The 16,509-nt window shown below is 29.2% G+C and carries 15 protein-coding genes and 2 pseudogenes; all 17 read left to right on the top strand.

What is annotated here, in order from left to right; translation table 11 throughout:
• The first annotated feature begins 186 nt into the window (after window positions 1-186).
• The 17 genes and pseudogenes from AGR56_RS02255 to fliJ all read left to right on the top strand — a co-directional run bounded on the left by AGR56_RS02255 (window position 187) and on the right by fliJ (window position 16,482).
• Window positions 187-1,959, top strand: a complete 1,773-nt coding sequence (locus AGR56_RS02255; protein WP_053240970.1) for a glycosyltransferase — start codon at window positions 187-189, stop codon at window positions 1,957-1,959.
• 20 nt (window positions 1,960-1,979) lie between these two features.
• Complete coding sequence (locus AGR56_RS02250; RefSeq protein ID WP_053240969.1) at window positions 1,980-2,990, top strand: glycosyltransferase; 1,011 nt, start codon at window positions 1,980-1,982, stop codon at window positions 2,988-2,990.
• A 28-nt stretch (window positions 2,991-3,018) separates the two neighbouring features.
• Window positions 3,019-4,488, top strand: a complete 1,470-nt coding sequence (locus tag AGR56_RS02245; RefSeq protein WP_053240968.1) for a glycosyltransferase — start codon at window positions 3,019-3,021, stop codon at window positions 4,486-4,488.
• 16 nt (window positions 4,489-4,504) lie between these two features.
• Window positions 4,505-5,572, top strand: coding sequence for a glycosyltransferase family 2 protein (locus tag AGR56_RS02240; RefSeq protein WP_242851260.1), 1,068 nt, complete (start codon window positions 4,505-4,507; stop codon window positions 5,570-5,572).
• A gap of 143 nt (window positions 5,573-5,715) precedes the next feature.
• Window positions 5,716-6,729, top strand: coding sequence for an SDR family NAD(P)-dependent oxidoreductase (locus AGR56_RS02235; protein ID WP_053240967.1), 1,014 nt, complete (start codon window positions 5,716-5,718; stop codon window positions 6,727-6,729).
• A gap of 27 nt (window positions 6,730-6,756) precedes the next feature.
• Window positions 6,757-8,523 (top strand): 6-hydroxymethylpterin diphosphokinase MptE-like protein, encoded by a 1,767-nt coding sequence (locus tag AGR56_RS02230; protein WP_053240966.1) that lies wholly within the window; start codon window positions 6,757-6,759, stop codon window positions 8,521-8,523.
• Window positions 8,524-8,832 carry a hypothetical protein gene (locus tag AGR56_RS02225; RefSeq protein WP_053240965.1) on the top strand — a complete coding sequence of 103 codons (309 nt, stop codon included), beginning with the start codon at window positions 8,524-8,526 and terminating at the stop codon, window positions 8,830-8,832.
• Between the two features lie 38 nt (window positions 8,833-8,870).
• Window positions 8,871-9,878 (top strand): GDP-mannose 4,6-dehydratase, encoded by a 1,008-nt coding sequence (locus AGR56_RS02220; RefSeq protein ID WP_053240964.1) that lies wholly within the window; start codon window positions 8,871-8,873, stop codon window positions 9,876-9,878.
• A gap of 210 nt (window positions 9,879-10,088) precedes the next feature.
• Window positions 10,089-10,475 carry a flagellar basal body rod protein FlgB gene (gene flgB / locus AGR56_RS02215; protein WP_084757112.1) on the top strand — a complete coding sequence of 129 codons (387 nt, stop codon included), beginning with the start codon at window positions 10,089-10,091 and terminating at the stop codon, window positions 10,473-10,475.
• 27 nt (window positions 10,476-10,502) lie between these two features.
• Window positions 10,503-10,935, top strand: a pseudogene (gene flgC, locus AGR56_RS02210) (flagellar basal body rod protein FlgC).
• A gap of 13 nt (window positions 10,936-10,948) precedes the next feature.
• Entirely contained in the window at window positions 10,949-11,275 is a 327-nt protein-coding gene (fliE, locus tag AGR56_RS02205) for a flagellar hook-basal body complex protein FliE (protein ID WP_053240962.1), read from the top strand.
• 17 nt (window positions 11,276-11,292) lie between these two features.
• Window positions 11,293-12,918, top strand: a complete 1,626-nt coding sequence (fliF, locus tag AGR56_RS02200) for a flagellar basal-body MS-ring/collar protein FliF (RefSeq protein ID WP_053243260.1) — start codon at window positions 11,293-11,295, stop codon at window positions 12,916-12,918.
• A gap of 5 nt (window positions 12,919-12,923) precedes the next feature.
• Window positions 12,924-13,941 (top strand): annotated as a pseudogene (fliG, locus tag AGR56_RS02195) (flagellar motor switch protein FliG).
• On the top strand, window positions 13,925-14,227 hold the full coding sequence (locus AGR56_RS21140) for a hypothetical protein (RefSeq protein WP_053240961.1): 303 nt from the start codon (window positions 13,925-13,927) through the stop codon (window positions 14,225-14,227). Before fliG ends, AGR56_RS21140 begins: the two are co-directional and overlap by 17 nt.
• Window positions 14,187-14,699: a FliH/SctL family protein gene (locus AGR56_RS19280; RefSeq protein WP_242851259.1), complete on the top strand. Its 513-nt coding sequence runs from the start codon at window positions 14,187-14,189 to the stop codon at window positions 14,697-14,699. Before AGR56_RS21140 ends, AGR56_RS19280 begins: the two co-directional genes overlap by 41 nt.
• A gap of 13 nt (window positions 14,700-14,712) precedes the next feature.
• Complete coding sequence (fliI, locus tag AGR56_RS02180) at window positions 14,713-16,023, top strand: flagellar protein export ATPase FliI (protein WP_053240959.1); 1,311 nt, start codon at window positions 14,713-14,715, stop codon at window positions 16,021-16,023.
• A 21-nt stretch (window positions 16,024-16,044) separates the two neighbouring features.
• Window positions 16,045-16,482 carry a flagellar export protein FliJ gene (gene fliJ, locus AGR56_RS02175; protein WP_053240958.1) on the top strand — a complete coding sequence of 146 codons (438 nt, stop codon included), beginning with the start codon at window positions 16,045-16,047 and terminating at the stop codon, window positions 16,480-16,482.
• Window positions 16,483-16,509 lie beyond the last annotated feature (27 nt).

The raw sequence follows: 16,509 nt of genomic DNA, 5'->3' as shown, positions 1-16,509 counted from the left end.
TTGTCAAGATATAGCTAATAATACCGATAATTAACTATATTGTATAAGAGTTTGAAATTACAGATAAAAACTAATTTCGATAAATTAATTTAATACACAAGTTTCAGTTTTTGAAATTTGTGTATTTTTTTAATATTTCACCAATATTCTGTTATAATAGATTACAAAGGGGTTGAAAATTGTAATATGGAGAGAAAAAAAGCAATAGTATTTGGTGCATCGCGTTTAGGCGAAATTGCTTATAATGTCCTTAAGGATAAATATGAAATATGCTATTTTAGTGATAATGATGTAAATAAAGTAGGAAAAAAATTTTGCGACGTAGAGGTAATTAATCCTAAAGTATTGATTGACTATCCAAATTTTAATATTATAATTGCAAGTATGTATTATGGACCAATATCAGTACAATTAAAAAATTATGGTATAAATGATATTTACATTTTCTTTTATATTGATCCAAGTGACATAACATATAAAAAAGCTTATTGTCTGGAAAAAGCTTGTGATATAGATAATTATAAAAATATTAAAATTGATAGAAAATTTAAAAAAGAATATAGAAATGAATTTAGTCTTATATATGGTAAAGATAACAGTAATGTAAAAAATAAAAATCATATAAATCATAAAAAAAGAGTATTAATAATTTCATATATATTTCCACCAATTGGAGGACCTGGTGTTCAAAGAACTTTGAAGTTTGTAAGATATCTAAATAAATATGGTTGGAAGCCTATAGTAATTACTTGTGGAAGGAACTTTTTTCAAGATGGTGAGGACAAAACACTGGTGGATGAAATACCGAATGACATGCAAATAATTAGAATAGATGATGAATACTTCAATTCTGAGAGATTAAGTAAAAGCCAGATTCAGCAAATTGTAAATTTATTATATGGGTTAATAGATAGCGATGAGTTAATGAATGAATTTGTAAATTATATTAAAGTAAACAATTGTATGAATAGAAAAGAAATATTAACACCAGATACCTGTATATCGTGGGTAAATTCTGTAATGGAAAAAATAGAACAGGTCATTGATTTTAATAATATTGATATGATATATACAACGTCTGCACCTTGTTCTTCACATATAGCTGGCTATTATCTAAAGAACAAGTATAATTATATACCATGGGTGGCAGATTTTAGGGATGAATGGACATACAATCCCTATTCAAATAGAGATGAAAATGATATAAGGTTTGAATTTGAAAGAGAATTAGAAAAAAGCATATTAAATTGTGCAGATAGAGTAGTTACGGTTACCCCAATGGCAGTAGAAAATTATATTTGTAATTTTAAAATACCTAAAGAAAAAGTTGTTAATATCACTAACGGATTTGATGAAGAAGATTTTTATTTTATGAGCAATAAAAAGGAATACAATGATAAATTTACGATAATTTCAAATGGATCTTTTTATTTGGAAATAACACCATATTCATTTATTACAGCTGTTAATGAATTGCTTAGGGAATGTAAAATAAAAAAAGAGGAATTGGATATAGAGTTTGTTGGAAAAGTTCAAAGTGAAATTCAAACTAAAATTAATGAATTAGATATATACAATTTAGTGAAAATAAAATCCTATGTTCCGCATATAGAAAGTTTGATTAATGCAAATAAGGCGAATTTGCTTTTATTAGTTGTTGGAAATGATGAAAAGGTTAAAAGAGTATATACTGGAAAAATATTTGAATATTTAAGATTAAAAAAAGATATATTAGCTTTATCTCCACAAGGTAGTGTAATTGAAGGCTTGCTAAATGAAACAAAATGTGGCAAAAACTTTGAATATAATGATATATCAGGTATGAAAAAATATATTTTAGATTGTTATAATTTATGGAAAGAAAATAAAACCTATAATGAGTTTGATGATAGTAAAATTCAAAAGTATAATAGACAAGCACTTACGGGGGATTTGGTAAATGTGTTTGAAAGCTTGTAAAATTTTATGGAGTGATTTATTTGAATGATGTTGAACTATCAGTGTTAATGTGTACATATAACTCCGAAGAATATATTTCGGAAACTATTGAAAGTATTTTAACTCAAACCTTTGATGCGTTTGAGTTTATAATTGTGGATGATGGGTCAACGGATGGAACAGAAGCAGTTATAAAAAGCTTTCAAGACTCAAGAATAAAGTACTATAAGCTTTCAAAAAATGTTGGGGTTGGTAAAGCTTCAAATTATGGGCTTAAAAAAGTTATAGGAAAATATATTGCAAGAGTTGATTCAGATGATAAATATGATAAAAAAAGATTTGAGAAGCAAAAAGATTTTTTAGATAAAAATAAAGATATTTGTATTGTAGGATCATTAAGTGAATATTTTTGCGATAATAAAAATAGTGAAAGGTATAAATATTGTAAGAACTATATAGAAAAACAAAATAACAGTATTTTAACAGAGAAAGATATGCATGAAAAACTATATTGGTACTGCTGTTTGATTAATTCATCTATAATGGCAAGAGCTGAAGTTATAAAAAAATATGGATATGGTAATTTTAGAATAGGGGAAGATTATAAATTATTTTATGAGTTAAATAAGAAAGGATATAAAATAACTAATATCAATGAAGTTTTGTGTGAAATTCGTGTGAGTGATAAATCTGTATGTTCTACTAGTACGCTGGAAGTATATAAAGTACTTTATGAAATAAAAAAGGAAGAAATTAAAAATTTATTTAAGAGTGATGATCGTGAGATTTATATATGGGGTGCTGGAGGACTAGGAAAGAATTTATATAATATATTTAAAGAAAATGGATTTCAAATTAGTGGATTTGTTGATGGAGCGGAAGAAAAATGGAATACAACGATTTTTAATATGACAGTAAGGTCACCATATGAAGTTATAAATAGCAGTAAAAATATTAAGGTGGTTGTTGCTTCAGAGCCAGGAAGGTTTAGCATAGTAAAATACTTAAAAAGTGTGAAATACAATAATTTGATCGATTATTTAGCATTTTAAATGTTAATGTGGAGAGGATATACTTATTATGATGTATAGTGACAAAAAAATATTAATTTTTGGAGCCTCTAAATCAGGAGAAAGGGCATATGAAATATTAAAAAATTTTAACTTCAAAATAGTTTTTTTTATAGATAATAACGATATCAAGTTTGAAACCTTTTTTTGTGGTATAAAAGTGAAATCTCCTAGTATTTTAAGTGAAATTAATATAGATGAATATTTAATAGTAATTGCAAGTATGTTTTATGACGAAATATCCAGTCAATTAAATAGTTGCGGTTTGGTAAAAGAAAAAAATTATATTGAAATAAATAAATTAATGAAGTATATGCTAAAAGCTAATATGTCGGAAATTACTAAAAGATTAAAAAATACATTAGAGCCATCTTTAACTGAAATGAGTTATGAAAAAATGCAGCTTAAGGATAGCTGTTGTAATATATTGATTACATTGCCTCGTGGACTTATACTTGGAGGCATAGAAAACTGGTCAATTACAGTAAATAGAGGAATAAAAAACCTTAATAAAAGCTCGTACTTAGTTAACTTAAAACCGAGTATAACTTCAGAAATTAAGAATGCTTATACTAATAATAAAATTATAAATTTAAATTTTGATAAAATTGATTACTTTGATGCATTAATTAATGCTTGTAATGAGCTAGCAAAATATTTACCTTGTACAATTATAAATAATGATTCATTTGAAATTTTACAAATATCATATATTTTAAAGGAAATGTATACTGACCAAGTAAGGATAATATCAGTTTTACATGGAGATATATTTATGACATATTATCAAAATGATATGTACAGTAAAATAATTAGTAAGTTTGTATGTGTAAGTCAAGAAATAGAAAGCAGTTTAATAAAATGTTTACCTGAAAGAAAAAACGATATATCTAGCAGAACATCTCCTGTAGAGCTTAATAATATAAAAAAGGTTTACTCATATGAGAAAGAACCTATTAAAATTGGATTTGCAGGTAGGCTAGTTAAGGAACAGAAAAGATGTGATTATTTATTAAAGTTAATTGAAAAATTGGAATTGAAAAAGGTGAATTATGAAATTCATATAGCTGGCGTTGGCCCATATTATAGTATAATTAGTGAATTTATTATAAAGCAAAATTTAAAACATAAAGTAAAATTATATGGACTTATCCCACATTATAAAATGAATGATTTTTGGAGTAAACTTGATATATATTTAAATCTTTCAGATTATGAAGGCACAAGTATTTCTATGCTAGAAGCTATGGGGAATGGAGTGATTCCAATTGTTACAAATGTTAGTGGAGTAGATTTATTTGTAAAAAACGAAATAAATGGATTTGTTATAAATAAAAGAGATATAGAGACTGCGGAAAAAATAATTTCGTATGTATATGGGAATAAAAATTTGTTGCATATATATGGAGCTATTAACAAAGAAATAATAAGACAGCAATGTTCAGTAAATAATTATGTGAAATATTTATTAGAACTATAATTTAAGGAATGATAAAATGAAAATTTCAGTTATAATACCGTGCTATAATTGTGAAAGATTTATTCAAGAAACAGTTTATAGTATATTACAACAAAGTGTTTTACCAATTGAAATAATATTAATTAATGACAGTAGTTCAGATGATACACTAAAAATTTTACATGAATTGAGAAAGTCTAATAATATGATAAAAATATTTGATTTTAAGATTAATATGGGCGTCTCATTTTGTAGAAATTATGCTGTTGATAGGTCAAATGGTGATTATGTGATGTTTTTAGATTCAGATGATTTAGCACTGCCAAATTTAATTGAGGAGTCTCAAAGAAAACTTAATAAACTAAATGCCAAATTTAATGATAAATATGTAATGTCATATTGTAGTTATGTTCAAATAGATGAAAATGATAATATAATAAGTGAAGAGATGAGGGGAATACAAACTGAACCGCAAGAAATTTTAGGATACGAATTTTTAAGAAATTATATATCGACTAGTGGTGTGATTTTAAAAAAAGAATCTTTTTATAAAGCATGTAAGTTTAATGAAAAATTAACTTATGCTGAAGATTGGGATTTGTGGCTTAGAATAGCTCAAGTAGGTGGTTTTTGTTATATTGATAAGCCATTAATTAAAGTTAGAAGAAGAAATAGCAGTTTGTCTTCTAATTTGGAAAATATGAAAATTGGTGAAAAGGCAATTTTAAAACAGTACAATATTAATTTTATAGAAGATGCTATTAATAAAAGAAACCTTCCTAAGTATATTAATGTATGTGATTTTGTTTTTATGATGTTTAGATTTGGAAATTACGATGAAGGCTTCAAGAAGTTAAAAGAGCTTAGTAAAAATTATGAATACTATAATATATATTTTTTGCTTGGATTATACTACATAAAAAATAGGAAGATAGACTTATCCATAGATAATTTTTTGAAAACTATAGGGTTAAAGAAGAACCATGGTGCCGCGTTGAATAATATTGGGGCATTATATATGTTAAAAAAAGATTTTATTAGCAGCAAAGATTTTTTAAAAAAGGCATTATTATATTTTCCTAATTATTATGGATGCAAATTATAATTTAAGTTTATTAGGTAGTAAAAAAGATAATATAAATTTTGAAGATGTTAAATTTACATGGAGAGAATTAAGAGAAAATTTATTAAAATATTCTTAAGAGTATTTTTATAATAGAATGTGGCAATAATGGAGGTACTGAGATTTTGGGATACTATACAGATAAAAAAATTTTGATAATTGGGGGAACTGGTACCATAGGAAGAGGTCTTGTTAATGAGATTATAAAACAAAACCCAAAGGTTATCAGAATTTTTAGTAGAGATGAATATAAGCAGTTTGTAATGCAAAATGAAATAACAGATAGAAGCAAATTTAGATTTTTAATTGGGGATGTAAGAGATTATGAAAGAGTTGAAAGGGCGTCTAATGACATAGATGTTATTTTTAACCTTGCTGCAATGAAGCATGTACCTGCTTGTGAGTATAATCCAGATGAAGCTATAAAAACAAATATAATAGGGATGGAGAATGTAATTAAGGCAGGAGCATACCATAATGTAGAAAATGTGATATTTACTAGTTCTGATAAGGCAATTAATCCAGCTAACTCATATGGCGCTACAAAGCTTTTGGCGGAAAAACTTGTACAAGCAGCAAATTATAGCAAGGGTGCAGTAAAGACTAAGTTTGCAGTTGTAAGATTTGGAAATGTCATGGGTTCAAGAGGGTCTGTAATACCGCTTTTTAAAAAGCAAATAGAAGAAAATAAAAGAATTACCATAACTGACCCTAAAATGACTAGGTTTATGATGACTTTAAGTCAAGCTGTTGAACTTATTATGAGAGTAGGAGAAAATGCTAAAGGTGGAGAAGCTTTTGTATTAAAAATGCCTGTTATAAAGCTGTATGATCTCGCTGAAGTTATAATTGAGGAGACTGCTAATAAATTAAATATAAAAAAAGAAGACGTGAATATTATAACCATAGGTTTGAGAGCTGGAGAGAGAAAATATGAGGAACTTATGACTAGGGAAGAATCAGAATTTGCATTTGATTTGGGAAATATGTATGCGGTTTTGCCAACTTACTATGAAAGCATAAAAAATTATTATAGCAAATTTAAAAGTGCTAAAATTGGAAGCTACAATTCAAATGACATTAAGCCAATTGAAAAAGATGAAGTGAGAAAAATTTTAAGAGAAAATAAACTGTTATAAATTGATGAACTTGTGCGAGGTGATACTGTGAGTAAAATATACGATGAAAATTTGAAATACATAAAAATTATAGATGAAATTTTATATAATAAGATGATAACCTTACATAATAAAAGTGCATATATTGAAAGTAGCTTAAATGGTAATTCTAATATAGTGAAATTATATAAAGGAAGAAAGTATAGAATTTACAGTAAGGTAGATCCAATGGAAATGGCAGATTGTATAAGTGATACTGCCTTTAGTGAAGAAGCTGATATTATATTTATTTTTGGATTTGGGCTTGGTTATGAACTAAAAAAAATGCTGGAAAAGGATGAAGAAAGGACTTATATAATTGTTGAACCTGATGAGGATATATTTAGGGTTATGATTGAAAATGTAAACATTGATTTCATGATTAATAGTCCTTATGATATAGGAATATACGTAGGTAAAGATTTAACACAAATAATGAATTTACTCGACAATGTAATAAACAAATTAAAAAGCCTTAAAATAAAGCTTGTAATTTCACCTATGTATAAAGCTATATATTATCCACTCTATAAAAGAATAATAGAAAGTTTGAGATTAAAATTAAACAGATATATTTCAAATATTAGGTCAATTAATTTAAGCGATAAGGTTTGGTATAAGAATTATGCGAAAAATTTAAATTACATAGGGGATACTTGCCCAGTTAAAGCCTTAGATGGAATATTTAAGGATGTGCCAGCTGTAATTTGTGCCGCAGGACCTTCTTTGTCCTACCATATAAAGAAGTTAAGAGAGATCAAAGAAAATGTTTTAATTGTTTCAGTTGGAACTGGAATAACGATTTTGGAATCCAATGGAATAAAAGCTCATATAGCAGGAGCGATGGATGGTAATGAATCAGAAGGAAAGCTTTTTGAAAATCTTGTACTAAATAAAGATGTGAATTTATTTTATTCTCTTCAAGTGTACGATAAAGTACTAGAGTATACGGGAAAATACAAGTTTGCTATGAATCAAACTAATATGGATTTATATGTAAGTAAACGCTTTGATTGGGATACATATGGAAAATTTAGTGGAAATTCTATTGCTAATGTCATGGCAGAAAACTTGGCTAAATTAGGCTGTAATCCTATTATTTTTTTGGGTCAGGATCTATGTTATAGTAGAAATAAGAATTATGCTGAAGGCGCAGTTTCTCATTATGAAATAAGTAATGAGAAATTTGAAAGTTCTAGTGAATACATAAAAGTTAAAAATAATAAGGGTGAGTATGTGTATACTAAACCATCATTTATTTCCATGCGAGATGTTATGGAAAGAATAATAGCATTAAATCCAAATACAGAATTTTTTAATGGCTCGGAAGATGGATTGAACATAAAAGGTGCGAAAAACATAAATTTCGATGATTATTATGATGAAAAACTTTCTATATTGCCAGAAAAAAACTTTAATAATACTATAAAGTACTTGCATAATAATGCCATTTATGAGAATATAAATAGTGAATTTATAAAATATTTTTTAAAAGAATTAAAAAATACACTTAATAATATTATAATTATTTGTGAAAGTACGATAAATATAATTGAAAGTGATCATATAATAAGTACTAAAGAAAAATATATAAGGGATTTTGAAGATAAACTTAATCAAATAGGTTTTTATAGGGAGGTTTTAAAATTTTCTGTAGAAAACATAGAATTTTTGACTCCAAAATCTTATTTGGAAAGAAAACTCAATGTGTATTTATATGTACTTGATAAATGTTATATAATGCTAAATAATATTCAGGAAGAGGTGCATTCTTAATTGGAAGAGGGTTACCTACAGAATAAAATTAACAATGTTGTTTTAAAGCTAAATGATTCATGGACAATGTTTATAATTTCAAATTTTGATGAAGCTGTTAATGTTTTGAAGAGTGCTATAAATGAAATAAATGAAATTGCTGATTATTCAGTACAAAACAAAGTAGAATTAAATTTAGATTCAAAAAGAATTTCCTATTCACTAAAAAAAATAAATGACTGCCTTAAAAAATCTCAATTTGTAGAGGCGGCGGATATCTTAAAGTATAAATTGCTTGAAGATTTTAAGACAAGTTCTAAACTAAATTAAAGTACTATCCACTAACTAAGGAGAGGAGGCTGATTTGATTGAAGATACTTGTTACTGGTGGCGCTGGATTCATTGGAAGATGGGTTGTCAAAAAACTTGTTGAGGATGGTCATAATGTAACTATATTCGATAATCTTTCAAATGGAAGAATTGAAAACATAAAGGAATTTGATAGAAACAAGGTTAAATTTGTTAAAGGGGATATAATAAATGACTGTGATTTAGACAGTTTATTTAAAGAAAAATACGATATAATATATCACCTTGCTGCATCTATAAATGTTCAAGATAGCATAGATGATCCTCAGAAAACCTTTTTTAATGATACGGTTGGAACTTTTAAAATATTAGAAAAAGCTAAAAAACAAATGTTTGGTGAAAAAGGAATAATGAAAGGGTTAAATTGGAAATCTGATGTAAAACAAAACACTTACCCTTGTAAAGTTGTCTTTATGAGCACATGCATGGTTTATAATATGTCTGATGAGAATGGAATAGATGAAACACATGCTGTTAAACCTGTGTCACCCTATGGGGGAAGTAAAATAGCAGCAGAAAATATGGTCCTTTCATATTATAATGCGTATAAATTACCTACAGTTGTAATAAGACCTTTTAACACATATGGACCATTTCAAAAGACAGGAGGTGAAGGAGGAGTAATATCTATATTTATAAAGAATTCCATTTCTGGTGTTCCTATAAATATATATGGCACAGGGGAACAAACTAGGGATTTTTTATATGTAAAGGATTGTGCAGATTTTGTTGTACTTTCTGGATATAAAAGCGCTGTAAATGGTGAGATAATAAATGCTGGAACTGGAAGGGATATTTCTATAAAAGAACTTTCTAATCTTATATCACAAAATAGGGTGCCAGTTAATTTTGTGGAACATATTCATCCTCAAAGTGAGATATTGAAGCTAAAGTGTAATTATTTAAAAGCAAAACAAATTTTAGGCTGGCAGCCAAAATATTCACTTGAAAAAGGTATAATTGAAACCGAACAATGGATTAAAAAATTTGGTCAAAATTTAACATAAAATGTCTGTAGAATATTTGAAAATATTACTAAATAATAGTATAATATAATGCATATATGAATTTAAGGACAATTTATTACAAAAAACATATTAGATAAAGATTTTTCTCATTTTTAGAAGGATTTTTAAATTTATTGTCAAATAATATTTAATGGGTGGTTAATGGTTAAATAAATATAGGGAGGTATTGAGAAAGTGGATATAAGTGGTATGTCACAAAGTCAATTTACATATGAACTTTTGAAAAAAGGACTTGATGCATCATCTGAGAGACAAAATGTAATATCTAACAATCTAGCAAATATAAATACAAAAGGATATAAGAGATCTTATGTTACTTTTGAGGATAATTTGAAAGATTCTGTGGATAATCTTGAAATGATAAGAACTGATTCAAGACACATAAATGATGGTGCAGAGTATGGGGGTATAGAAGTAAAAACAGATAATACCACCAGCATGAACGAGGATGGAAATAATGTAGATATTGATACGGAAATGACAAATGAAGCTCAAAATACTTTGAAATATTATGCGCTAACAAGTGAAATTAGCAGAAGAATTAGCATGACTGGCAATGTTATTAATGGAAAGTAGTTAATTTAATAGGAGGGAGTTAACGCAATGGGTGCTTTTAATTCATTTAATATAAGCTCAAGTGGTCTTTCAGCAGAAAGATTGAGAATGGACACAATATCATCTAATATAGCTAATATTTCGACAACAAGAACTGAAGATGGTGGACCATATAGGAGAAAAAATTGCTACTTTTGAGGAGAATTTTGAAAATGTGTTTAATTCTCAAACCGGCAAATATGAAAAAAAATTATTAGGGGTTAAACCTACTCAAATAGTTGAGGATCAATCTCCATTTGAGGAAAAATATGATCCAGGTAATCCAGATGCTAATGCGCAGGGATATGTTGAAATGCCTAATGTCAATATATTGACAGAAATGGCGGATATGATGGCTTCTACAAGGGCATATGAGGCAAATGTAACGGCTATAAATGATGAAAAGGGTATGTTTACAAAAGCTTTAGAAATTGGTAAATAAGGAGAATTAATTTATGAGAGTAGATGAATTTATACCGGACAATGTAAAAAATGTTCTTCAAACTGGACAAAGTAGTCAAGTTAATTTAAATGGTAGCGATGCTAATAGTGAGAATAATAATGTTGATTTTGCACAAGTACTTGAAGATAAGTTGTCTTCGGTTAATGATAAACAGGTCAGTGCTCAGGAAATTTCAAAACAGTTTGTTGAGGGTGACGATGTAGATGTTCACCAAGTAATGCTTTCAACTGAAGAAGCTCAGCTGTCATTAGAGTTGGCTATCCAAGTGAGAAACAAATTAGTTGACTCATATCAGGAGCTTAGTAAAATGCAGTTATAGAGTTGGGAGTGCTTGTAATGAATAAACTGTTGAATTTTTTTAAAGGCTTATTTAGTAAATGGAAGGCATTGAGCAAAAAGAAAAAGGTGGCATTTATAATCTTAATAGTAGGAATTTTAGCTGCATTGTCTTTACTAATTATGTCGAAAACAACTACTAAATATGGAGTTTTATTTTCAAAGCTGGATTCAAATGATGCTGCTACAGTTATATCCAAATTAGATACATTAAAGGTAGCACATAAGGAGGATTCAAGCACTAATACTATTTATGTTCCTAAGGATAAAGTTGATAATTTAAGATTGCAATTGACTTCTACTTTAACAAATGGAAGTAAAGGGTTTGAACTTTTTGACGCTTCTAATAGTAAATTTGGAACTACAGATGCTGAGTTTAATGTTGAGTACCAAAGAGCACTTCAAGGAGAACTCGAAAAAACAATAAAGAGTTTAGATGGAGTTGATGATGCAAGGGTTACTCTTGTTATGCCCAAAGATTCTGTTTTTGTTAAAGATTCGACAAAAGCAACTGCTTCTGTGACTATTAAAATGAAGACAGGCTCATCTGATTTGAGTAAAAGTCAGGTTATGGCAATTGTTAGCCTTGTGTCAGGCAGCGTAAGCAATCTTCCAAAGGAAAATATTCAAGTTATTGATGATAAAATGAATCTTTTAAGTAAAGATTTATTTAAAAGTGATGACGGTAGTGATAGTTCAGAAACAGCTGAGGACAGGAATAAAGTAGAACAGCAGAAAGATGAATATTATGAGAAAAAAGCTCTTGATGTTCTTGAAGATGCATATGGTAAAGGCAAAGTAAAGGTAAAGGTAAATGTTGAGCTTAATTTTGATGCTTCACAAACTGACTCTGAGACATATTACAATAATCCTACAGATCAAAAGGATACAAAAAATCCAGTAGTTGTAAGTGAACATAATACTAGTAATTCAAGCTCTGGCACAAATGCTGCATCTGGAAGTCCAACAAATAACAATAATTCAAATACCATTACTAATGGTGGAAATAATACTTCTACGAGTACCGATTCTACAAAAAACTATGATGTTAGCAGTGAAAAAACTAAAACAGTAAAATCGCCAGGAGATGTTAAAAGGTTGACTATATCTGTTTTAGTGGATGGAAATGTAGATGCTAATACTCAAGATAAGGTATCTAATATTGTTGGAAATGCTGTTGGCTTTGACACTAAAAGAGGAGATTCTATAAGTGTTGAAGGTATGTCATTTGATAACAGCGCTCAAAAGGCTGCTCAAAAGGCGTTAGATGAGATGAAAGCTGAAGAACAAGCTGCTAAAAATCAAAAAATGTATATTGCTATAGGTATAGCTTCAGCAGTTGTGCTTGCTGCACTTATAGTATTAGGTGTTCGTTTAATTAAAAAGAGAAGAGCTGCTAAACTTCTTGCGGCTGAAGCAGAGGCAGAAGAAGATGAGACTCAAAGTATTGACGTTGTTGTTGATGATGAGGCTGTTAAAGAGAATAAGCAGAAATTTGCACCTATTAATTTTGAGAGAGAAGATGAAAATTCTCATGTTGAAAATGAAATTAAAAAATATGCGGCAAACAAACCTGAACAAGTTGTAGATATAATAAAGGCTTGGCTTGCCAGTGATGAGAGGTGATAGTTTTGGCTAGTAAAGAAGTAAAGCTAACTGGGGTTCAAAAGGCGGCCATACTATTTATCACCCTTGGCCCGGAGGCTTCAGCTAAAATAATAAAAAAACTTCCTGAAAGAGAAATCCAAAGAATAACTTATGAAATAGCAAATATAACTTCCGTTAAATCAGAAGTAAAGCAAGATATACTCAAAGAATTTATAGATATGAATAAGGCTAAGGATTATATTCTTGAAGGTGGCATTGATTATGCAAGAGATTTACTTTCAAAAGCTTTAGGACCACAAAAGGCTATGGAAATTTTAGACCAGGTAGCTGAAGCTACAGAGCAATATAGACCTTTTTGCAATTGCAAGAAAAGCTGATGCACATCAATTATTAAATGTAATAACCAATGAACATCCTCAAACAATTGCACTTGTATTATGTTATTTACAGGCTAATAAAGCTGGACAAATTTTGTCCGCGCTTCCAGAAGAAGTTCAAGGTGATGTCGCATTTAGGCTTGCTACTATGAGTAATACTTCTCCTATGGTTATAAAAGAAATAGAAAAAGTTTTGAATAGCAAATTGTCATCTGTTGTAAGGTCTGATGTTACTGTTATTGGTGGTGTTCAAACTCTTGTTGATATATTAAATCAGGTTGATAGAACAACAGAAAAGAATATCAGAGAAGGACTTGAAAGAGAAGATCCAGAACTTGCAGAGAAGGTCAATGAGTCTATGTTTGTATTTGAAGATATTGTTACTCTTGATGATGCATCAATTCAAAGAGTTCTTAGAGAAATTGATACAAAGGATCTTGGTATGGCGCTTAAAGGATGCTCAGAAGATGTTTCAAATGCGATTTATAAAAATCAATCAAAGAGAGCTGCAGCTGCTTTAAAAGAAGACTTGGAATTCCTTGGACCAGTAAGACTTGTGGATGTTGAAAAAGCACAACAGAAGATAGTTAGTGTTATAAGAAGACTTGAAGATGCTGGAGAAATAATAGTTTCGAGAGGTGGAGAAGATGCTATTATCGTCTAGAGTTATAGATAATCTAAGGGTTGTTCAGCAAGATAAGCATCAAGTCATAGCTGTAGAGGATATAAAAATTCCAGAAAAAGAAGAAAAGTCCTCTATAAAGAACGCTGAGAAAAGGTTTCAATATGAACAATATGAGAATATAGCGACTTCTATAATAAAACAGGCAAAGTTAGAAGCTGAAAATATTAGAAAAGCTGCTATAGATGATTCGAGGATTATTGAAGAAAATGCATATAAAGAAGCTTATGAAAGAGGACTCAATGAAGGAAGAAAAAAAAGGTTATGAAAATGCTTATAATGAAACTGTCGTAAAGGGAAAAATGGAAATTGAAAATTTAAAATCCCTTGCACAGCAAAATGCTTCGAATATTGTAAAAAGTGCAAGATATGAGTGCGAAAAGTATTATGAAAGTAAAGAAATTGAGATAAAAAGGCTTATTGTTGAAATAGCATCTAAGGTTATAAAGGAAAGAATTAAAAGAAGTGATGCTATAGATAATATGGTATATGAGGCAATAAAACTTTCTAAAGATGCTAAAACTATAATAGTAAAATGCAATGATAAATATGTAAAAAATGTTAAAAATAATATTTCAACATGGAAAAATGAGCTCCCTTATAATGGAGAAATTTTTGTTATTGAAGATAATGAAAGAAATGATGGCTCTGCAGTTATTGAAAAGGATAATGGCAAAGTTGAGGTTAATGCAGATGATGCTATTGATAAAATTAAAGAAATAATATTGAAATCAGAATAGTATGGGGGATTACATGATTTATATTGATTTTGATGCTTTGACTAAAGAGATTTCTGAATGCAATACAGAATATACAGAAGGCGTTGTTAATAAAGTTATAGGTCTTACTATTGAAGTAGAAGGCATTAAAGCATTTGTAGAAGAAGTATGTGTAATTTACAATGAAAAAAATAGAGCTATCCCATGCGAAGTTGTAGGTTTTAAGGAACAGAGTGTAATACTTATGCCTCTCGGTGAACTTGTAGGAATATCCCCTGGATGCAGGGTTGTTCCTACAGGTAGACCATTAAGCGTTAAGTGTTCTTCGGAACTTTTAGGTAAGGTTTTAGATGGACTTGGAAATTCAATGACTGGTGAGGAGTTTAATAAGGGTGTATTTTATAGACTTGATAAAGAGCCACCAGATCCTTTAAAAAGAAGAAGAATTAAGAGTATAATCGCAACTGGAGTAAGAGCTATAGACGGTTTTTTAACTTGCGGTGAGGGGCAAAGAATAGGTATTTTTGCAGGAAGTGGTGTTGGTAAAAGTACAACCCTTGGTATGATAGCAAGAGAAGCCAAAGCTGATGTAAATGTAATTGCACTTATAGGCGAAAGAGGAAGAGAAGTACGTGACTTTATTGAAAAAGATCTTGGTGAAGAAGGTATGAAAAGATCTGTCATTGTTTGTGCAACCTCTGATAAACCTGCTCTTGTTAGACTAAAAGGTGCTTTTACTGCAACAGCTATTGCTGAGTATTTTCGTGATAAAGGTAAAAAAGTAATACTCATGATGGATTCTGTAACTAGATTTGCCATGGCACAAAGAGAAGTTGGACTAGCTATTGGTGAACCTCCAGCTACAAAAGGGTATACTCCGTCCGTATTTGCTAAGCTCCCAAGACTTATGGAAAGGTCTGGAATGTCTGATAAAGGTTCCATAACAGCATTTTATACAGTGCTTGTTGATGGAGATGATTTTAATGAGCCTATAGCGGATGCGGTAAGAGGTATACTGGATGGACATATTATTCTTTCAAGGGATATAGCTGCTAAAAATCATTATCCTGCTATAGATGTTTTAAAAAGTGTTAGTAGACTTATGTCTGAAATTGCAGATGATGAGCATAAAAATGCAGCAGGTATTGCAAGGGATTTACTTGCAACCTATAAGAATAATGAAGACTTAATAAACATAGGTGCATATGCTAGAGGAAGTAACAAAAAGGTCGATGCAGCAATTGCATATAATGATAAGATAAATGCTTATTTAAAGCAGGGAATAAATGAAAAGGCACCTATTGAGGAAAGTATAGAGAATTTAAAAAATATGTTTACAAGCTAATCTTATGAAAAGAGGGCTGGCATGGGAAAATTCAATTTTAGACTTCAAAAGCTTTTAGATTTAAAATTTCAAAAAGAAGAACAAAGTAAAATTGTATTTAAGAAAGCACAAGAAGAAAAATTGCAGGTGGAAGAAAAACTTAATTTATTAAATGATAATTATAGGAAATATAGTGAAACTATGATGTTTGGCACTGTTATCGAACAAAAAATCACCCATAATTATCTTAATTCACTAGTTTCTTGTATAGATGAAACAAAAATTGAATTATATAAAAAGAATGAAATGCTTGAACAAAAAAGAAAAGAGCTTGTAGAAAAGCAAATTGAGAGAAAAACTGTTGAAACTTTAAAGGAAAAACAAAAAGATAAATTTGAGTTAGAAACTAAATTGGTAGAGCAGAAGTTTAATGATGAACTTGCTCTATACGGATACATAAGAAAACTTGAAAGGGGGTGAGAAATTGGAAGGTATTTATGCTTCAAA

Source organism: Clostridium sp. DMHC 10 (assembly GCF_001270375.1).
Lineage (GTDB): Bacteria > Bacillota > Clostridia > Clostridiales > Clostridiaceae > Clostridium_S > Clostridium_S guangxiense.
Note: the sequence above shows the minus strand (reverse complement) of the source record. Positions and strands in the feature narration are given on the sequence as shown.